Genomic DNA, 20,322 nt, shown 5'->3' with positions numbered 1-20,322 from the left:
AGCCTCAGTGGGTGGGGGGCATCGCCCGGCCCATCACCGCGGCGAACAGCCGCTGGTAGCCGGAACCGGTCGCGCGCACGATCAGGTCCAGCGCCTTGGCGTCCGCGCCGACCAGCACTCGGGCCTTGTTCTTGCGCACGGCTTCCAGGATGATCCGGGCTGCCCGCTGCGGGCTGGTGCTGGCGAGGCGCTTGTCGAAGAACTCGGCCAGCTCGTTGGAGTCGATCCCCTCGGCGGCGGTGGCATTGCGGGCGATCGCGGTCTTGACGCCCCCGGGATGCACGGTGGTGACCTTCACCGGGTGGCCGGCCAGAATCATCTCCTGCCGCAGCGCCTCGGTGAAGCCGCGGACGGCGAACTTGGCTGAGTTGTAGGCGGCCTGCCCGGGAACCGAGAACAGCCCGAAGACGCTGGAGACGTTGATGACGTGCCCGTCGCCGGAGGCGATCAGATGCGGCAGAAAGGCTTTGGTGCCGTTCACCACGCCCCAGAAGTCGACGTCCATCACCCGTTCGATGTCCTTGAACTGGCTGACCTCGACGTCACCGGTGAACGCGATCCCGGCGTTGTTGTAGATCTGGTTCACCTTGCCGAAATGCTCGTTGACCGCGTCGGCGTAGACCAAGAAGGCCTCGCGCTCGGCGACGTTGAGGCGGTCCGCCTTGACGGGCGCGCCGATCGCCTTGAGCCGCTCTTCGGTTTGCGCCAGTCCTTCGGTGTTGATGTCGCTGATTGCCAACTTGGCGCCCGAGCGGGCCAGCTCGACGGCCAGCGCCTGGCCGATACCCGAACCGGCGCCGGTGACCACGGCCACCTTTCCGGCAAACCCCTCCATGAACGCTCCTATCGGTTGGCTCACGATGAGGCTAGCCGGTACCTCCGGTATCGCGGGCAGCGCCCCTATGCGTTTGGGTATCGGCTACGAGCGAGTCGCCGAGCGTCCAGATAGCCACGCCAATCAGCACCAGATCCTTGAGCAGGAACTGGCCCGGTTGTGCACTGAGCACAGGGACGGGGCCTGCGTGGCCAGCGACGATCCCGGGCGTGGTGAACAGGAAACTCAACGTCCCCAGGAAGAGCACTATGGCCATCGCACTGCCCACTGCTGACGCCCGCGGCCAGAGTGGCCGGAGTGCGATCAGAAGGGCTGCCACGATCTCCGCGCTGCCCAGTGCCGCTGCGACGGCGCCCACGCTGAGAAAGTGGTAAAGCCACGACATCAGTGGGCTGTGCTGGATGAGTACCCGGCTTTCCATCTTGACGTATTTGCCGAATCCGATCCACGCCAACACGATCACGAGCCCATAGCGGCTAACCGCTTGGCCGACGTAGGTGACATAATCCCACCGAACCCCACCGTGCATTGTCGTGTCCTTCCTCGGGGCGCGTTGTGCCCCACACTGTTTCACGTGCAGCGCACTCGGTGGGTTCACCGCTCACGGGAGCTCATTCCACGACAACAACCATCTTTCCAGCGGCTTCGCCGGTCTCCATGATGCGGTGGGCTTCATGAATCTCGTTGAAGGCAAAGACGTGTGCGGGCTTGGCCTCGAGTCGGCCGTCGGCGACTTGCCGTGCGATCTCTCCGAGAGGCACATCAGATAGCGGAAAACCCGGCGTGCCGAACACGAAGCTGCCGAAGAATGTCAGGTACACGCCACTGGCCATCTGCTGCAGTGGGTTGAAGTCGGCGATCGGCGCGAGCCCTCCCAGCCAACCCGCCAGGCATGCAATGCCACCGCGGCGCAGCATGTCGAGGGAATCGAGAATGGTGCTGTTGCCAACGAGATCCAAGACCGCGTCGATCTGTTTGGCTTCCGCGATCTGCCCGGCAAGACTGGGCTTCTCCAGCTCGACACGTGAGGCGCCGAGCTCCTCGAGCATGGGGAAGCGCTTGTGGCTGCGTGTGGTGGCTATGACACGTGCGCCGGCAGCAACCGCCATTTTGAGCGCTGCCTGGCCGAAAGACGAAGTGGCGCCGCGTATCACCAGTATTTGTCCCGCGGCGAGATTGAGACTGCGGAAGAGACACGTCCAGGCGGTCGCATAGGTTTCGGGCAGTGCCGCCAACTGTGACCAGGGCAGGTCGGACTCGATGAGAGCGACGTTGGCGGCGCGCACGCGGGTGTACTCGGCGTAGCTGCCATTGATCGTTCGTCCGAGGCCGCCCATGAGTGCAGCGACCTTGGCGCCGACCGGAAACTCCCCGCCTGGACAGGAGTCGACGATCCCGACGCATTCGATGCCGCTGACTTCCGCTGCTTCGGCCCACTCGCCTCGACGCATGTGCATCTCGGCGTGGTTGATACCGAATCCTTTGATCTGGATGACGACCTCGCCCTCCTTGGGCAGTGGTTTGGGGATATCGGCGTAGACCAGGCTGTCGAGTCCGCCGAACCTTTCCAGGATGATCGCGCGCATGTTTTCCCCGCCCGGCCGTTCTCGCACCACCGCCGGTGCCACGGGCAGCGAGCCTGGCGATGACCCGTGATTGTCGGCAATCTCCATCGTTTCCTCTCTGTGTGTCCGCAACATCACGCGCTGGTCAGGCACTGCGCGAACTCGCGCAAGTCGGACGCGACAACGTTTGGCTGCCGTAGACCGCGGACTGGCAGGGGCGCGTTGCCGGGGCGGGCGATCAACGCGGAGGTGAATCCGGCACTCTGCGCGCCGATGATGTCCCACACATGGGCGGCGACCATCATGCACCTCGAGGGCACCACATCGAGCCGCCGAGCCACGTCCTGATACAGCTGCACCGCCGGCTTGTAGACGCGACTGGCGTCGACGCTGAATTGCTGCTCGAAGAACCGACCCAGCCCGGCGTGCTCCAATGGGCTCGGACCGTCGGGGTTGGGGGGCGAATTCGTCAGCGTGACAAGCCGAAAACCATTGTCGCGCAGTACGGATAGCCCATCAGCGACATCGGGGTACGCCGGCAGGGTCAGCATGCCGTCCCGCACGGCTTGCAGATCCTGCGCGGTGATGGGCACGCCGTGGATGTCGGCGACCATCTGCAACAATCCTTGGCCGAGCGTGAAGTAATCGACGTACAGGCCCGACAGCGTCGTGGTCATCGAGTACATGAACAACTCGGTCATCCACTCGCGCAGCACCCGGGCATCACCGAAGACGCGTACGAAAAGCGGTGTCATCGCCTCGAAGTCGAGGAGAGTTTCGTTGACATCAAACACCAGCACCGACGGCGGCTCCTCACCGCGGAATTCGGTCACGCCTGCAGGTGGCCACGTTCTTGCAGGACCCAGGCGTTGCCGTCGGGATCACGGAAATCCGCGAAACTGGCATAGTCAGTGCGACTTGGATCGATGCCCGGGCGAAAGCCGCCGCGCCAACCGCCCTCCGTGTCCTTGTGCCGGACCTCGCTGACTGTGACGCCGCGATCTTCCAGTTCGTGTCGCGATGCCTCGATATCGGGGACCACCAGATACAGGCCGTCAACGGAGCCCACCGGCGCGTCGGTCAGGCCGACGCCGAATTGAATCGAGGTAGCCGAACCCTGGGGCGTTAGCTGGATAACCCGGAAATCCGCCGACGGGGCGTAGTCGACGTCAAGATCGAATCCGACCTGATCGCGGTAGAACCGCAGCGACCGATCCGGATCCGAGACCGGCAGAATCACGACTTCGAATTGCGCCTTCATCGCTAGACAGCACTCTTCTGCAGGATTTCATCGGGGTCGAGACCCCGGTCGATGCCGTGGGAGACGACGGTCTGCCCGGGCTCGAGGTGTAGCTGTTTGCCGTCGAGATAGACGTCGACCTTGTCGGGCTCGAAGGACACCAGGTTGCGCACCGGCGCAACTTCCGGCCAGGCGTTGACGTAGGACCATGCGGCGCGTTTGTGGTCACCGATGTTGTAGTAGCTCGCCAGGCCCTTGTAGGGGCAAAACGTCTGTCCCTCAACGGCTTCCAACGCCGATCCGTCGACGTCGCCGCGGGGGACATACCAGCGGGGTGCAAAGCCGGACTCGTAGAGGGCCAGCGGCGCTCGGGTGTCGGCGATGATCCGCTCGCCGTCGCGGACGACCAGATGGCGTGAGGTGGTCCGGATGTCGATGCGATGATAGAAGTCCGACGCGTGCCCGACAATGCGGTCGTCTTCTTCGTAGAAGGCGTCCATTGCGCGCCAGGCAAAGGCCACTCGCTCTTCGAGCACATTGGCATACGCTGGCAACCCCGGGTAGTGCCAGGCTGCGTGGTTGGTTTCCCGCTCTCCGATTCGTACCGAGAACCAGTGCACCTCGCCCAGATCGCGGTGCTGGGTGGTCCGATCCTCGGTGACTAAGGTTTCGGAGCGGATGTCGCGGCGTGGAAAGTAAGCCACCGGGTAACGGCCAGGCTCGTGCAGCAGCACCACATCCTCGCTGTCGGCGATCCATTCGTCCGCAAACCGTACGCGCATCCGGCGACGCAGCGGCTCAGCGAAGAGCAGTCGTTCCGGCAGCGGCTGCGGTGTCAGGAAGTGCCCAACCGACCCGGTGGCCAGCGGCCCCTGTTGCCATGCCAAACCCATCGGTTTTCCTTCCTGCGCGAAAGCTATCGCCAAGCCATAGATCGACACGGCCTGCCCAATAGATTGGGATATCTAACCCAGAAGTATGGCCCTATCGACTGGGTTGTGCAACCCAAACTCTGACGGTCAGGGTAGGGGCTTGCGCTGCCGCCTGGTCCGCGACCCGCGAGGCTTCGCCGCGGGCGCGAACGAGCGCACATAGTCGACGGCGGCATTGACCGCTGCGCGCAGAGGTTCTGCGCTGCGGGTGGCGTAGGTGAGCATCGCGCCGCCCTGGTGCGCGGCCACTAGTGAGACCGCGAGATGGCGGGGGTCGGCGTCGGAGCGCAGCTCGCCGCGGCGGCGCATCGCGGTGAGGCCGGCGCGAAACAACGCAATCCATTGCTCGTATCCGGTAGCGAGATCGTGGTGGATATCCTCATCGGCTTCGATCAGCTCACCGGCCAGCGAGCCGTAAACGCATCCGCCTCGGCGGTACACGGTGTCTGCGTCGGCCACGCAGGTGTCGGCCCAGGCCTGCAGCGCCTCGAAGCTGTCGAGGGGAGCCAACTGCGGTGCGGTGTGAAAGGCCACGACGTCGTTGCGGCGCGCGGCAATCACCAGGCGAGTCAACTCGCGCTTGTCGCTGAAATAGTGCGAGATCTGCGAACCACTGACCGCGGCGGCGCCGCGCACCTGATCGATACTGGTGCCAGCGACGCCATGTTCGAACATCAACTCGGCGGCCACGTCGACGATGCGAGCTCGGGTTGCCTGCCCCTTGCGGGTCAACCGCACATCGTCGGTCACGATAGCGCCACCTTTGGCACACATCGATCAGTGGATGTCACTGTTCGTCGAGATCTCGACTGTACCGTCGGCCAGGCGGATACGGCATCGCGACGCCCGACGGCTCAGTGGGTTTCGCGTCGGTTCCGCGGCCGCCGGGGTGGGCGGGGAACTCGCTCCGCGGGGTCGGCGGCGAACAACCGCAGGTAGTTCACCGCGAATCGCACGGCGTCGGCATGTGGCCAATCCTCGCTATAGGTGAAGGTCAACGTTCCCCCGCCCTGGTGGGCGCTGACGATCACCAGCGCCAGCTGCCACGGGTCGGCCTCTGCAACAAGAACACCGTGATCTTTCATCCGCTGGATTGCCTGCTCGAGCAGCTCGACCCATTGCCAGTAGCCGATCGCCAGCGCCTCCCGAATGGCGTTGTCGGACTTCACCAACTGCCCCGCGAGCGCATGGTAGGTCGGTGTTCCGGAATAGCCGATGCGCCGCAGGTAGCGCATGTTCAGGTCGATCCAGCGCTCGAAGTCCGCAAACGATTGCAGCCCTCGAAGGCTTGGTTGACGGTGAAAGCCGAGCACCACGTCGATTTGCCGTGCGATGACCGCACGGATTAGCGCCTGCTTGTCGACGAAATAGTGGGCAAGCTGCGAGCCACTTACCGAGGCGGCCTTGCGCACGTTCTCCATCGTCAGCGCGGAGAGCCCGTCGTCGACAATCAGCTCCGCAGCCGCCTTCAAGATTCGATCGCGGGTGGCCCGACCCTTGGTCGTCAACCGGTCGGTATCGTGCAGGTCGACACTACCCATGTGCTCAGGCTAACCGTCTCTGCCGCGACTATGGGATAGCCAACCCAGTCGTGTTCGCCGACCTCAGGCCGCGCCCAGTTGCTCGGCGAGGAAAGGGCGGATCAGTCCGGTGACCTCTTCCAGCGCGGACTCGAGCAGGAAATGGCCGCCGTCGAGAAGGTGGATCTCGGCGTCGGGCAGGTCTTCGGCGAAGGCTTCTGCGCCTGCCGGACCGAATATCTCGTCGCCGCGACCCCAGACCGCGAGAAGCGGCACCTTGCTGTTGCGGAAGTACTCGTGCAGACGTGGGTACAGCGGTGCATTCGTGGCGTAGTCGAGCAGCAGTTTGAGTTGGACTTTGTCGTTGCCGGGACGCGATATCAGCGCGTAGTCGTGCAGCCAGGATTCGGGGTCGACGAGTGTTTCGTCGGGTACGCCGGTGACGTACTGCCACCGGGTGGCATCGAGGGTGAGAAACTGCCGTACCGCCGCTTCGGTTTCGCGGGTCTGCGCAGTGTGATAGTCCCACACCGTCTTCCAGAATCCGTCGACGAAGCCGGCGTCGTACCCGTTTCCGTTTTGACTGATGATGGCCGTGATCGCAGCCGGGTCGTTGAGCGCTAGCCGCCACCCGATCGGGGCGCCGTAGTCCTGGACGTACATCGCGTACCGATTGACGCCCAGGGTGCGCAGCAGGCCGGCAGTCAACTCGGTGAGAGCGTCGAAGGTGTAGTCGAATTCCTCGACGCCCGGGGCGTCGGACAACCCGAAACCGAGGTGATCGGGCGCGATGACGTGATAGCGGTCCGCCAGCGCGGGTATCAGGTGCCGGAACATATACGAGCTGGTCGGAAACCCGTGCAACAGGACCAAAGTGGCGGCGTCCCGCTGACCGGCTTGACGGAAGAACAGCCGGTGGCCGTCGACGGTGGCGTAGCGATGATGAACAGCAGTCATGGCGATTCCTCCTGACCCCGTGCGTGCCGACCAAGCGCGCGTGCACCGTTCTGGGTTGTGCATCCCAGTATGCACGATATGGAGTGATCCACAAGTGTTGACTGCAAACAGAGGTCCGCATATTCTGGGCGGGCCAACCCAATTATCGGGCGAGGCTGGGAGGCCACCCGTTGACGACTTTCCAGACCGGCGACGCGCCTTCGGCCACTCCAGACCGCACGGAGTCACCGGTGGGCCGGCTTGTTTCAGTCAATGTCGGGCTACCCAAAGACGTGCCATGGCGCGGTAAGACCGTCCATACCGGGATTTGGAAGACACCTGTCGACGGGCCAGTGAGGGTGCGCCGACTCAACATCGACGGTGACGGCCAGGGCGACTTGGCCGGCCATGGCGGCGAACAACGTGCCGTCCTGGTTTACCAGACCGAGTCGTACGACTACTGGAGGACCCAACTGGGCCGCGACGACCTTCGACCGGCTCACTTCGGGGAAAACTTCACCGTTAGCGGGCTCAGCGATCGCGAGGTCTGCATCGGCGACCGATACCGCATCGGGGACGCCGAGTTCGAGGTCACTCAACCGCGCGTCACCTGCTTCCGAGTCGGCATGCGCCTCGGCGAACCCGACATGCCCAATCTGCTTGTCTCACATCATCGCCCGGGATTCTATTTCCGGGTGATCACCGAAGGGCGTGTGCAGGCCGGTGACGCGATCGTGCGGATCCGACACGGCCGCCACGAACTCAGTGTCGCCGACGTCGACGCGCTGCTGTACTTGCCCGATCGTGACATGGATAAGCTCCGCAAGGCCGTCGATGTGCCGGCACTGAGTCCCGGCTGGCAGCAGTCTTTCCGCGATAGGCTCACCGCGCGCGAAAGCTCCAGTGCGTCAACGGCTCCTGCGAGTGGATTGCAGTCGGGATGGACCGGCTTCCGGCCGCTGCGCGTCACCGCCACCCAGCACGAAACCCCGTCCGTCTTGTCGATTCGACTCGAGTCCGACGATCACACCGCACTGCCCACACCGCTTCCCGGGCAGTACCTCACGGTGAGGATCCCCGATGCGGGCCACCCGCCGCCGATGCGCAGCTACTCGCTGTCCGGCGCCCCTGCCGCCGGGGTCTACCGCATCAGCGTCAAACGTGAAGACCACGGTCAGGTAAGCCGCTGGCTGCACGACCATGTCAGAGCCGGGTCGGTCGTCGAGGCGGCCGCACCTCGCGGTGAGTTCTGCCTCACCGACGAAAGCACTCCGGTAGTTCTCATCTCTGCCGGCATCGGTGCTACTCCGGTACTGGCAATGCTGCACGCTCTGGCTGCTGCCAGAAGCTGTCGCCAAATTTGGTGGCTGCACACGACGCGAAACGGTCGCACGCATGCGTTCGCCGCCGAGGTGACAAGCCTGATCGACTCGTTACCCAATGCGCGACAACACATCTTCTACACAGCCAGTGAGGAGGCGGGCGGCGTCGTCACCCTCGGGCATCTCGACCGGCGCTCAATAGCTGCGCTTGGCCTACCGGCCGGCGCCGCTGTCTACCTGTGCGGTCCGGTCCCATTCATGGACGCCATGCGCGATGCCTTATCCGCCGCCGGGTTCGGCGCCGACCAGATCCACACCGAACTGTTCGGTGCATTGACTCCGATCAATCCCGGCGTCGTCGCCGTGCGGAAAGCCGCGCGTCCGCATCCGCCCACCGGCAGACGCGGGACCGGGCCGGCGATCACTTTCTCGCGCAGCGGACTCACAGTGAACTGGTCACCGGACTACCGTAGCCTTCTCGAGCTGGCTGAAACCTGTGATGTACCAACCCGATTCTCCTGTCGAAGCGGTGTCTGTCACACGTGCGTCACTGGCGTCGTCGCGGGCACACCGACATACGTGCAGCCGCCGCTGGAAGAACCGCCCCCGGGAACGGTGCTGATCTGCTGCGCGGCTGCGTCGGACGATGACCTGGTCCTGGATCTGTGACCAGCCCTGCGAGCGTGCGCAGAATGCCGAGGGCAACCGGCGTGTCGACCGGGGACACGCACGCTCGCGGCACGTAGACGCGCTCAGCCGAACGCCAGGTCGATGATTTCCTGCTGCTCGACGGCGTGCACTTTCGACGAGCCCGACGACGGGGCCGACATTGCGCGACGTGAAATCCGTTTGATGCCAGTCAGTTTGTCCGGCACCATTTCGGGCAGTTCGAGGCCGAATCGCGGCCACGCGCCCTGGTTGGCCGGCTCCTCCTGCACCCAGAAGTACTCGTTGACGTTCGGATAGCGGTCCAGCGTTTCGTTGAGTCGCCGCCGCGGCAGCGGCGCCAGCTGTTCGATGCGCACGATCGCGACGTCGTCGCGGTTGTCCTTGGCCTTGCGGGCGACCAACTCGTAGTACAGCTTTCCGCTGGTCAACAGGATCCGCTTGACGTTGCCACGATCGCCGACGCCGTCCTCGTAGGTCGGCTCTTCGAGCACCGAGCGGAACTTGATCTCGGTGAAGTCCTTGACGTCGCTGACCGCGGCCTTGTTGCGCAACATCGACTTCGGGGTGAACACGATCAGCGGCCGCTGGATGCCGTCGAGTGCATGCCGGCGCAACAAGTGGAAGTAGTTCGCCGGGGTGGACGGCATCGCGATCGTCATCGACCCTTCGGCCCACAGTTGCAGGAAGCGTTCGATGCGGCCCGACGTGTGGTCGGGACCCTGGCCCTCGTGCCCGTGCGGCAGCAACAGCACCACGTTGGACAGCTGCCCCCACTTGGCCTCGCCGGAGCTGATGAACTCGTCGATGATCGACTGGGCGCCGTTGACGAAGTCGCCGAATTGGGCTTCCCACATCACAAATGCGTCCGGGTTGCCCACCGTGTAGCCGTATTCGAAACCGACAGCGGCGAATTCGGACAGCGGCGAGTCGTACACCAGGAACTTGCCGCCGGTGGGACTGCCGTCGGGGTTGGTGGCCAGCAGCTGCAGCGGGGTGAACTCCGCGCCGGTGTTGCGGTCGATGATCACCGAATGCCGTTGCGAGAACGTGCCGCGCCGGGTGTCCTGACCCGAGAGACGCACCAACTTGCCTTCTGCCACAAGAGAACCCAGCGCCAGCAATTCGCCAAAGGCCCAGTCGACCTTGCCTTCGTAGGCCATTTCGCGGCGCTTCTCCAGCACCGGCTTGACCCGCGGATGCACGGTGAAACCCTCCGGCATGGCCAGATGCGCGTCGCCGATGCGGGCCAGCAGCGACTTGTCCACCGCTGTCGAGAGTCCCGCGGGAATCATCTGGTCGGACTCCACCGATTCGCTGGGCTGCACGCCGTGCTTCTCCAGATCGCGGACCTCGTTGAACACCCGCTCCAACTGGCCCTGGTAGTCGCGCAGCGCGTCTTCGGCTTCCTTCATCGAGATGTCGCCGCGGCCGATCAGCGCCTCCGTATAGCTCTTGCGCGCACCGCGTTTCGTGTCGATCACGTCGTACATGTACGGGTTCGTCATCGACGGGTCGTCGCCCTCGTTGTGGCCGCGGCGCCGGTAGCACAGCATGTCGATGATGACGTCCTTGTGGAACTTCTGCCGGAAGTCCACCGCCAACCGCGCCACCCACTCGCAGGCTTCGGGGTCGTCGCCGTTGACGTGGAAGATCGGCGCGCCGATCATCTTCGCGACGTCGGTGCAGTATTCGCTGGACTTGGAATGTTCCGGCGAAGTGGTGAAGCCGATCTGGTTGTTGACGATGATGTGGATGGTGCCACCGACCCGATAACCGGGCAGCAGCGCCAGGTTCAGCGTTTCGGCCACCACTCCTTGGCCGGCGAACGCGGCGTCACCGTGCAGCATCATCGGCACCACCGAGAAGCCGTCCTCGCCGAGGCCCTTGTCGAGCAGATCCTGCTTGGCCCGCACCAGCCCCTCCAGGACCGGGTCGACGGCCTCCAGGTGCGACGGGTTCGCGGTCAGCGACACCTGAATGTCGTTGTCGCCGAACATCTGTATGTAGACGCCGGTCGCACCGAGGTGGTACTTGACGTCGCCGGAGCCGTGCGCCTGCGCCGGGTTCAGGTTGCCCTCGAACTCGGAAAAGATCTGCGAGTAGGGCTTGCCGACGATGTTGGCCAGCACGTTGAGCCGGCCGCGGTGCGGCATGCCGATGACCACCTCGTCGAGACCGTGCTCGGCGCACTGGTCGATCGCGGCGTCCATCATCGGGATGACGGTCTCGGCGCCTTCTAGCGAGAAACGCTTCTGCCCAACGTATTTGGTCTGCAGGAACGTTTCGAACGCTTCGGCGGCGTTGAGCTTGGACAGAATGTACTTCTGCTGCGCGACGGTCGGCTTGTCGTGCTTGACCTCGATCCGCTCCTGCAGCCACTTCTGCTGCTCGGGTTCGAGGATGTGGGTGTACTCCACGCCGACGTGCCGGCAGTAGGCATCGCGCAGCAGGCCCAGCACGTCGCGCAGCTTCTTGTACTCCGCGCCCGCAAACCCGTTGACCTTGAACACCCGATCGAGATCCCACAGCGTGAGCCCGTGGGTCAGCACGTCGAGGTCGGGGTGGCTGCGGAAGCGGGTGTTGTCCAGCCGCAGCGGGTCGGTGTCGGCCATCAGGTGTCCGCGGTTGCGGTAGGCCGCGATCAGCTCGATGACGCGGGCCGTCTTGTCGACGATCGAGTCCGGGTTGTCCGGACGCCAGCGCACCGGCTCATACGGGATGGACAGTTCGCGGAAGATCTCGTCCCAGAAGCTATCCGAGAGGATCATCTCGTGGATAGTGCGCAGGAAGTCGCCCGACTCCGCACCCTGGATGATGCGGTGGTCGTAGGTCGACGTCAGCGTGATCAGCTTGCCGATCCCGAGTTCGGCGATGCGCTCGGGGCTGGCGCCCTGGAATTCGGCCGGGTACTCCATGGCGCCGACGCCGATGATGGCGCCCTGGCCGGCCATCAGCCGCGGGACCGAGTGCACGGTGCCGATGGTGCCCGGGTTGGTCAGCGAAACCGTCACTCCGGCAAAGTCTTCCGCGGTCAGCTTGCCGTCGCGTGCGCGGCGCACGATGTCCTCGTAGGCGGTGACGAACTGCGCGAAGCGCATGCTCTCGCAGCGTTTGATGCCGGCCACCACCAGCGACCGCTTGCCGTCCTTGCCCTGCAGGTCGATCGCCAGGCCCAGATTCGTGTGCGCCGGGGTGACCGCGGTGGGCTTGCCGTCGACTTCGGCGAAGTGGCGGTTCATGTTCGGGTACTTCTTGATCGCCCGAACCACCGCGTAACCGAGCAGATGGGTGAACGAGATCTTGCCGCCGCGGTTGCGCTTGAGCTGGTTGTTGATGACGGTCCGGTTGTCGATCAGCAGCTTGGCCGGAATGGCCCGGACGCTGGTGGCCGTCGGCACATCCAGCGACATCGACATGTTCTTGACGACGGCCGCGGCGGCACCGCGCAGCACCTGGACCTCGTCGCCCTCGGCAGGCGGGGGACCGGCCGGCTTGGTCGGGGCCACCGGCGCGCTGGTCGCGCCGTTGCCCGGGGCGGCGGTGGTGACCGGCGGCGCGGCGGGCTTGGGCGCCGGCGCCGGGGCCGGCTCGGGAGCGGCCGGTTGCCCGTCGCCAGGGGCGTCGACCGTCGGCTCGGGGTTGTAGTCGACCAAGAACTCATGCCAACTCGGGTCGACCGAAGACGGGTCGTCGCGGAATTTGCGGTACATCTCCTCGACCAGCCATTCGTTCTGCCCGAATGGTGAACTCGTACTGCTCACGGCAGCTGCTCGCCTCGATTCCTCTGTCCGGCAAGCGCGCTACTCACGACACTTGCCCCTCAACTGCGCCTGACGTGCCGGCGCAAACTCCCACCTGCGGCGGACTTGACGATGGCCGCCCCATAAAGGCTAGCTCTTTGGAGCTAACCGGCGTCGCGAACCGTCGGCAGCAGGTGCAGCGTCACCGGCCAGCGTGCGGGCGGCTCGCCGAATGCCTTGCGGGCGTTGCGGACGATCTTCTTGCCGACCATCCGGTTGCCGACCGCGCCAACCAGCGCGCCGATACCGACCGGCAGCAGCTTGCCGAACAGCAGCGCCCCGCGCCGCAGCGTGTAGCGCTTGACCGCGTATTTGAGCAACCGCGAGTTGAGCTGCGACACCGCGGGCATGGGTAGCGACGCCACGCCGTCGGACAGCCACGCTCCGCTGGTGCGGCCCGGCCCGATCAATTCGCCGAGGACGTGCTTGCTGTCGTCGCCGACCAGCACGGCCAGCACCAATGCCCGACGGCGTTCCCGGTCTTCGAGGGGGACACCATGCACCGCGGCGACGGCCAACGCGAAGAACGCGGTGGCTTCGAGGAACACGGCGGTCTCCCCGGCGGCCGCCGAGAGCGCGGATAAGGTGCCGACCCCCGGCAGCGCCGCCGCCGAGCCCACCGCCGCGCCACTGGCCGTCACCGCTGCCAGGTAGCGCTTCTCCAGCTTCGCGACGATGGTGGCCGGTCCCGCGCCCGCGTTGGCGCGCCGCAGCCGTTCCACGTAGGCCTGGGCAGTCGGCCCCTGCGACCGCGACGCACGCTCGATGACGTGCGCCAACGCGCGCGCGGATGCTTTGGGCTTGCCGTTGCCGGCTGTCTGCGGGTCCGCCTTCGACCCGCTCCATCGGGCGCTCATAGTCCCTCCGTTAGCTGGATGGCGTCACTTCAGGCTAGCGCCGGTGCAACCAAAGGCGGGGGAGGCGTCGCCACCGAATACTCCGCCGGGAATAATCCGCTCCGGGCAAGCCGAGCCGGACAGGACGGATGGTTGATGGCCTACCAATTGACGGCATTGGGTATCTCGGTGTTGGCGCTGCTGCGGCAGCGCCCGATGCACGGCTACGAGATGTTCCAGACATTGGTGCGACGGCAAGCGAACCGCATCGTGAAACTTCGACCGGGTTCGCTGTATCACGTGGTGGACCGGTTGACCGAGGAGAAATTGATACGGCGCACAGCAACCACCCGGGCCGGTAACCGACCCGAGCGCGCCGTCTACGAGATCACCGACGCCGGTGCCGAGGCGCTCGGCGAGCGGGTGCGCGAACTGGTGGCGACGCCGGGCGACGAGTACCCGCAGTTCGTCGCTGCGCTTGCCGCGATCGATACCCTCGATCAGGATGCCGCGGCGAGCGCGGTCGGCGACCGGATCGGGGCATTGGAGGCTCGCGCCGCGGAGGTCATGGCTCTTCGGGACGCGGGTGTCACGCCCGCTACCGGCTATCGGGTGGCCTTCGACTATGTGCTGGCGGCGATACGGGCCGAGCTCTCGTGGCTGCGCGGATTTGCCGACTCGCTGCGGACGCGGAGCCGAGACGAGGTGAGGACATGACCACGGCGACCAGCAGGGCGCGTTCGCGACGCACCCCTGCGGCGACGCCCAGGAAGCGCGGGAGCACCCCGAATCCGTGGCACGCGCTCTGGGCCATGATGGTCGGCTTCTTCATGATCCTGCTCGACTCCACCATCGTGGCGGTCGCCAATCCCAGCATCATGGCCAAGCTGGAAACCGGATACGACACGGTGATCTGGGTGACCAGCGCATACCTGCTCGCGTATGCGGTGCCGTTGCTGGTGGCCGGTCGACTCGGAGATCGGTTCGGTCCCAAAAACCTCTATTTGGCCGGGCTGGGCGTGTTCACCGCCGCCTCGTTGTGGTGCGGCCTGTCCGGCAGCGTCGGCATGCTGATCGCCGCGCGGGTGGTTCAGGGCATCGGCGCCGCATTGCTGACCCCGCAGACACTGTCGACGATCACCCGCATCTTCCCGGCGGATCGTCGCGGCGTGGCGATGAGCGTCTGGGGCGCCACCGCCGGCGTCGCCACCCTGGTGGGCCCCCTGGCCGGCGGTCTTTTGGTCGACGCAATGGGCTGGGAGTGGATCTTCTTCGTCAACGTCCCGATCGGAGTCGTCGGGCTGGGACTGGCAGCCTGGCTGGTTCCGGTCCTGCCCACCGACATGCACCGCTTCGACCTGGTCGGCGTCGCCTTGTCCGGGGCGGGGATGTTCCTCATCGTCTTCGCCCTGCAGGAAGGCCAGTCGGCGGGCTGGGCGCCGTGGATCTGGGCGGTGCTCGTCGCCGGCATCGGGTTCATGGTCGCGTTCGTCTACTGGCAGTCGATCAACACTCGCGAGCCGCTGATCCCGCTCGACATCTTCCGCGACCGCGACTTCAGCCTGTCCAACGTCGGCGTGGCCGTCATCGGGTTCGCCACGACGGCGATGATCCTGCCGCTGATGTTCTACGCGCAGGCGGTGTGCGGCCTGTCGCCAACCCGCTCGGCGCTGCTGACCGCGCCGATGGCCATCACCAGCGGCCTGCTCGCCCCGGTCGTCGGCAGAATCGTCGACCGCACCCATCCACGGCCCGTGGTCGGCTTCGGGTTCTCGGCACTGGCCATCGCGCTGACGTGGCTTTCCATCGAGATGGCGCCGAGCACGCCGATTTGGCGGCTGGCGTTGGTGTTCGTCGCGATGGGCGTCGGAATGGCGTTCGTCTGGCAGCCGCTGGCCGCCACGGCGACCCGTAACCTGCCCGCGCACCTGGCCGGCGCGGGATCGGGGGTGTACAACGCCACCCGGCAGGTCGGCGCCGTGCTGGGCAGTTCCAGCATTGCCGCGTTCATGACGTCGCGGATCACCGCGGAGTTGCCGCCGATGCCGGGCGGGCTGCATCCGGAGCCCGCCCAGGACCGCGGGGCGCTGCAGTTGCCGGAGTTCCTGCGCGAGCCGTTCGCGGCCGCGATGTCCCAGTCGATGCTGCTGCCGGCGTTCATCGCACTGTTCGGAGTGGGCGCGGCGCTGTTCATGGTCGGATTCGCCGTACCGCGGGCCAGTCGTCAATCGGAACCCGCCCAGCCCGAACGGATCCGGGTGATGCCGAATGTTTCCGACGATTTCGACGACTACGTCGAGTACGTGGTGCCTCGTGCACCCGAGCCGCGCGTCGACGAGCACGACACGGAGCCGCTGAGGGCCCACGTCGAACCCGAGCCGATCGGGTTCGCGCACAACGGTTTCCATGTCGACGACGAGCGGCACTTCCGGCCCGTCCCGCCGCCGCGGCGGCATAATCGGCATTACCGGGCCGATCCCGATGACGTACCCGGCTACGGCCGACACTCCTACGACTGACCACCGGTCAAAGCCAGGAACGCGCCCAGGTCGACCAGCCCGGCGGGCGTGGCGGGCAGGTACTCGGTGAGCGTCTCCGCCTGCACGATCACGGCCGCGTACTGCGCCCGGCTGATAGCCACGTTCAACCGATTCCGGTTGAGCAGGAACGGGATTCCGCGCGGGATGTCCTCGACGGACGACGCCGTCATCGAGATGAAGGCCACCGGAGCCTGCGCACCCTGGAATTTGTCGACGGTGCCGACCCGGATGTCGCCGAGACCGGCGACCGCCAGTCGTTGCCGCAGCAGCACCACCTGCGCGTTGTAGGGCGCCAGCACCAACACGTCGCGGGCCCCCAGCGGCCGGGTGCCATCCTCGTCGGTCCATGACGAGCCGAGTAGTCGCGAGATCTCGGCGGCAATCGCCTCGGCCTCTTCCGGACTCTCGGTCGAATTGCCCTCATGACGCACCGAAAGTGCCCGAACGCCAGGCGAATAGCCGTCAAGACGACGCGCGGCGGTGCGTTCGACATGCGAATGCAGCCGCCCCTCGTACGCGAGCCTCGACACCGGCCCGCAGACCGCGGGATGCATCCGATACGAGCGGTCCAGGAAGTAGCCGCGTTCGGGCGGCAGCGTGCGCTGATTCTCGACCAGCCACCCGAGTGCGGAGGTGTCGACCGGTTCGGGATGGGTGCCCTGGCTGACTTGCGGCAATTGTTGCGGATCTCCCAGCAGCAGCAGGTTTTTGGCCGCCGGTGCCACGGCGATGGTGTTGGCCAGGCAGAATTGACCGGCCTCGTCGATCACCAACAGGTCCAAACTGCCCGGCGGTACCCGGTTGCGGTTGGCGAAGTCCCATGCGGTGCCACCGATCACGCATCCCGCGGTCCCGGCGACGAATTCGGCGTAGTCGTCTTCGTCGATGTGGCACCAGGCCGGATTGGCCCGGTCGTGTGGCTTCTTGGCCACCCGCTGCGGATCGATTCCGACCGAGACCGCGCAGTCGAAGAGGTTCTCCACCACGGCGTGTGATTGTGCGACCACGCCGATGCGCCAGCCGTGTTCGGCGACCAGTTGCGTGATGGCGCACGCCGCGGTGTACGTCTTGCCCGTCCCGGGTGGTCCGTGCACCGCGACGTACGACGAGTCCAGGTCCAGCAGTGCCGCGACGATGTCCGCGGCGGTATCCGTGCTGCGTGGCAGGGACGCTCTGCTACGGAGGCGCGGGGCACGTCGCAGCAGAATATCGACGACGGCGGTGCGGGGGAGTTGTGGCAATGCGGCAGCGACCTCGGCCGCCATGGCCTCGATCGACTCCCGCAGCTTCGTCGTCGCAATGGGCGGGCCGGGTGTGAGCGCGAACGGTAATTGGTCAAAGGTGTTGCCGTTCTTCGGTGTTCGTTCCAGGACCACTACCTCGGTGGGCACCGCCGCGTCGTCGGCCTCGACGACCTGCGCGTGGCCGGCCGCGCGACGATCGGGATTATCGGTCATGCCTTGGGGCGCCGGGGGTTCGTAGAGTGCGAACACCGTCGAGCCGAGTTCGCCGCGGGCCAGCTCGCCGGTCAGCCGCACCCTGCGTTGCGGCTTGCGGGCGCGCGGCGGCTGACGCCAGTCCACCGCCACCGAGGCTTCGTCGACGACGAAAACGTCTGTGTTGTCGGCCCATTCCTCGAGCGGATAGTTGAGCCGGTCGAAATGTGCCCACCAGAACGGCTTGTCCTCGCGTTGGTGATAGCCGCGCGCCGCGGACACCAGCGCGACCGCCGTCTGCTCGGGAGCGCGGTCGCCAACTGCGGCGTCGCCTGTGTATTCGGCCAGGGCGGCTTCCAGCGGGTCGTGTTGCTCGACGCTGCCGCCATCCGAAACAGGTTGGGCGCCAAGCGGAGTGATGCCGCATTCAAAGGCCCGCATCAGCAGCCAGTCGCGCAACTCCCGAGTCGACCGGCAGTCGTAGTGGTTGTACTCCGCGATTTCTTTGAGCACCGTCGCAGCCTCGTCGGCGCGCCCGTCGGCGCGCAGCTCGCAGAACCGGGCGTATTGGGTGATCGAATCGGCGGCGGTGGTCACGTCCCCGGAGCGCAGCTGCTGTCCCATGAACAGCGGCTCCAGCGCCTTGAGGCTGAACGACTCCGCGCCCACCCGGAAACTCTTGCGCACCAACGGATACAGGTCCACCAGGATCCCGCTGCGCAACAGGTCATCGACGTCGTCCTCGCCGACGCCGTGCCGACCGGCGAGTCGCAGCAGCGCGGTCTTTTCGTAGGGCGCGTAGTGGTAGATGTGCATGTTCGGGTAGCGCCTGCGGCGCTTGGCCACCATCGCCAGGAAGTCGGTCAGCGCCCGTCGCTCATCGGCGCGGTTGTGCGCCCACAGCGGGCGGAAATCGCCGCCGGCGTCCAAGACGCCGAACAGATACTCCAGACCCCAGTGCTTGCCGTCGGCGGTCCAGAGTGGATCGCCCTCGAAGTCGAAAAACAGGTCTCCGTCGTCGGGGTCGGGTAACAAGGCCAGCGGCTGTGGATCGGCGACTTCGAACTGGGGCACGCCGGTCTCGCGTTCGACCAGCTGCAGCCTGGCTTGCGCGGTGAGCTTGGCGAGCGTGCGGGGCGCGAGGTCCGGCACCGGCCCGGCGTGGCCGGCCAAGTCGGCGACGGTGGTGACGCCGGCATCGAGCAGCTTGGCGCGCTGGCTCACCCGTATGCCGGCGACCAGCAGCAGGTCGTCGCTGAGCCGGACCTGCTCCTCACACTGCGGGCAGCGAAAACACGCCCGCACCCGCTCGTTTTCCCAGCGCACCGGTTCGGTTGCGGCGTAATGCTCGTCGAGCAGACGTTGCACCAGCGTGCGCTGAGAGCGATAGACCGGGATCAGCTCGTCGACCGCGTAGCGCAAAACGGTGCCGTCGCCGAGGATCAGTTCGGCCTCCGGCGCTACCGGCACGCCCGAGCAGCTCAGCGTGTCGGCGTAGGCGGCCAGTTGCAGCAGCGCGGTGACCTTGGCGGAGCGAGCCAATTTGGTGTCCGAGACGCGGTACTTCTCGCCGTCGCGCACCAGGAAGTCGGCGAATCCGACGAAGCGGCCGTCGAACATTGCCGCCTGGTACACCACCGGCGCGCCGTCGGCGATCGCACGCCGGGTCGCCTCGGCGGCGGCGGTCAGCCCGGCGATCGTGTAGGCCGGACGACCGATGACGGTGACGGCGCCGCCGAATTCGGCGCGGAACTCCTCGAGCTGTCGCTGTTCGTGCTCGCGGCCGAGATCGGCAGTGCGCGCGAGTAACTCGTCCTCGACGGCCACCGCGGGCCCACGGCCCAGCTTGGCGTCGAAAGCCCGCAGCAGCGCGTATTCGCAGCGGGACGAAGCCGCAAGATCCGACGCGCTGTAGATCACGCCGTCGTCGGTGACGAACACGGGCCAACTGTAAGTGAGTGCACCGACAGGATTGGGTTCCTATTCGCCGCGGGCGTGCGCAGACCCGGGAATTATCCCGGCGTGTCGGCCGGCTCGCCGCAGGGGGTGATCAGCCGGCGGTGTTGCCGATCAGCTCCACCCCGTTGCCGTTCCAGCGGAATTTCACCACGCTGGCCAAGCCACTGATACCGCTGGCGGCGATCAGCGCCACCGTGTCGCCGGTGGATTGCGACGTGTCCACGCCGTTGAACCCGTAGGTGTCGGGCACGCCCTGCGGGATGTACTTGCCGAGATGGAACATCACCGCCCTGGTGTTGGGATTCGCGGCGTTGGTGTTGGCCTTGACGATCACCGCGGACAGCTGGGCGCACTGGTTGTAGTTGCCCGCCAGCGGCTCGGGATTCCACGGCTGCTGGCTGCGCGGATCACGGGGCAACTCGGAGACCGCCCTGGCGATCGCGGGGTCGGCGAGATCGACCGCACATGGATCCGCAGGCCCGGCGGGGGTCGTGGTCGGCGCGGCGGAGGCCCGCGACGCCCCCGGTGTGGTGGTCGGATGCGGTGTGGTGGCCTGCGGCGTCTTGGCGACGGTCGAGTCGCCCGACCCGCAGCCGGCGGCCACCAGCGCCGCAGTCGCCAGCACCGTCAGCCGCCTCCACACAACGCTGCACCGTACCGTCAGCGACCGCGTGGGTGTGGCAGGCGCGTCGAGCAACGATCTCGTCGACGCCGGCACACTAGACTGCAATT

The 20,322-nt window shown here is 66.1% G+C and carries 16 protein-coding genes; 3 read left to right on the top strand and 13 right to left on the bottom strand.

Annotation, left to right across the window (positions count from 1 at the left end):
• Positions 1–4: 4 nt before the first annotated feature.
• From MFM001_RS03825 to MFM001_RS03785, 9 genes are all read right to left on the bottom strand, one after another.
• Positions 5–835: an SDR family oxidoreductase gene (locus tag MFM001_RS03825; RefSeq protein WP_116373776.1), complete on the bottom strand. Its 831-nt coding sequence runs from the start codon at positions 833–835 to the stop codon at positions 5–7.
• A 31-nt stretch (positions 836–866) separates the two neighbouring features.
• Positions 867–1,364 carry a DUF417 family protein gene (locus tag MFM001_RS03820; protein WP_116373774.1) on the bottom strand — a complete coding sequence of 166 codons (498 nt, stop codon included), beginning with the start codon at positions 1,362–1,364 and terminating at the stop codon, positions 867–869.
• An 82-nt stretch (positions 1,365–1,446) separates the two neighbouring features.
• Positions 1,447–2,508: a zinc-binding alcohol dehydrogenase family protein gene (locus tag MFM001_RS03815; RefSeq protein ID WP_238158905.1), complete on the bottom strand. Its 1,062-nt coding sequence runs from the start codon at positions 2,506–2,508 to the stop codon at positions 1,447–1,449.
• A gap of 26 nt (positions 2,509–2,534) precedes the next feature.
• A complete protein-coding gene (locus MFM001_RS03810; RefSeq protein ID WP_116373772.1) occupies positions 2,535–3,233 on the bottom strand; it encodes a haloacid dehalogenase type II in 699 nt (232 codons plus the stop codon).
• A complete protein-coding gene (locus MFM001_RS03805; RefSeq protein ID WP_116373770.1) occupies positions 3,230–3,661 on the bottom strand; it encodes a VOC family protein in 432 nt (143 codons plus the stop codon). Before MFM001_RS03805 ends, MFM001_RS03810 begins: the two co-directional genes overlap by 4 nt.
• Positions 3,662–3,663: 2 nt before the next feature.
• Entirely contained in the window at positions 3,664–4,533 is an 870-nt protein-coding gene (locus MFM001_RS03800; protein WP_116373768.1) for a DUF427 domain-containing protein, read from the bottom strand.
• A gap of 126 nt (positions 4,534–4,659) precedes the next feature.
• The gene (locus tag MFM001_RS03795) at positions 4,660–5,322 is read right to left on the bottom strand and encodes a TetR/AcrR family transcriptional regulator (RefSeq protein ID WP_238158903.1); all 663 of its coding nucleotides are present in this window, start codon (positions 5,320–5,322) and stop codon (positions 4,660–4,662) included.
• A gap of 104 nt (positions 5,323–5,426) precedes the next feature.
• Positions 5,427–6,113 carry a TetR/AcrR family transcriptional regulator gene (locus MFM001_RS03790; protein WP_116373764.1) on the bottom strand — a complete coding sequence of 229 codons (687 nt, stop codon included), beginning with the start codon at positions 6,111–6,113 and terminating at the stop codon, positions 5,427–5,429.
• A 63-nt stretch (positions 6,114–6,176) separates the two neighbouring features.
• Positions 6,177–7,049 (bottom strand): alpha/beta fold hydrolase, encoded by an 873-nt coding sequence (locus MFM001_RS03785; protein WP_116373762.1) that lies wholly within the window; start codon positions 7,047–7,049, stop codon positions 6,177–6,179.
• 230 nt (positions 7,050–7,279) lie between these two features.
• Here MFM001_RS03785 and MFM001_RS03780 point away from each other — a divergent pair, with 230 nt between their 5' ends.
• A complete protein-coding gene (locus MFM001_RS03780; RefSeq protein WP_116373760.1) occupies positions 7,280–9,019 on the top strand; it encodes an MOSC and FAD-binding oxidoreductase domain-containing protein in 1,740 nt (579 codons plus the stop codon).
• A gap of 83 nt (positions 9,020–9,102) precedes the next feature.
• On the opposite strand, the gene MFM001_RS03775 is transcribed toward MFM001_RS03780, so the two are convergent.
• Together MFM001_RS03775 and MFM001_RS03770 are read right to left on the bottom strand one after the other, a co-directional pair.
• Positions 9,103–12,780, bottom strand: coding sequence for a multifunctional oxoglutarate decarboxylase/oxoglutarate dehydrogenase thiamine pyrophosphate-binding subunit/dihydrolipoyllysine-residue succinyltransferase subunit (locus MFM001_RS03775; RefSeq protein ID WP_116373758.1), 3,678 nt, complete (start codon positions 12,778–12,780; stop codon positions 9,103–9,105).
• Between the two features lie 143 nt (positions 12,781–12,923).
• Positions 12,924–13,676, bottom strand: a complete 753-nt coding sequence (locus MFM001_RS03770) for a hypothetical protein (RefSeq protein WP_116373757.1) — start codon at positions 13,674–13,676, stop codon at positions 12,924–12,926.
• A 135-nt stretch (positions 13,677–13,811) separates the two neighbouring features.
• Between MFM001_RS03770 and MFM001_RS03765 the strand changes: the two genes are divergently transcribed.
• Positions 13,812–14,372, top strand: coding sequence for a PadR family transcriptional regulator (locus tag MFM001_RS03765; RefSeq protein WP_160117992.1), 561 nt, complete (start codon positions 13,812–13,814; stop codon positions 14,370–14,372).
• Positions 14,369–16,174, top strand: coding sequence for an MFS transporter (locus MFM001_RS03760; RefSeq protein ID WP_116373753.1), 1,806 nt, complete (start codon positions 14,369–14,371; stop codon positions 16,172–16,174). Before MFM001_RS03765 ends, MFM001_RS03760 begins: the two co-directional genes overlap by 4 nt.
• On the opposite strand, the gene MFM001_RS03755 is transcribed toward MFM001_RS03760, so the two are convergent.
• Together MFM001_RS03755 and MFM001_RS03750 are read right to left on the bottom strand one after the other, a co-directional pair.
• On the bottom strand, positions 16,165–19,572 hold the full coding sequence (locus MFM001_RS03755; RefSeq protein ID WP_116373751.1) for a TM0106 family RecB-like putative nuclease: 3,408 nt from the start codon (positions 19,570–19,572) through the stop codon (positions 16,165–16,167). The two genes, MFM001_RS03760 and MFM001_RS03755, sit on opposite strands and share 10 nt — an antisense overlap.
• A gap of 109 nt (positions 19,573–19,681) precedes the next feature.
• Entirely contained in the window at positions 19,682–20,254 is a 573-nt protein-coding gene (locus MFM001_RS03750; RefSeq protein ID WP_371685293.1) for an LppP/LprE family lipoprotein, read from the bottom strand.
• Positions 20,255–20,322 lie beyond the last annotated feature (68 nt).

This window comes from Mycobacterium sp. MFM001, assembly GCF_003402475.1.
GTDB lineage: Bacteria > Actinomycetota > Actinomycetes > Mycobacteriales > Mycobacteriaceae > Mycobacterium.
This window is presented reverse-complemented; position numbering and strand designations above follow the sequence as displayed.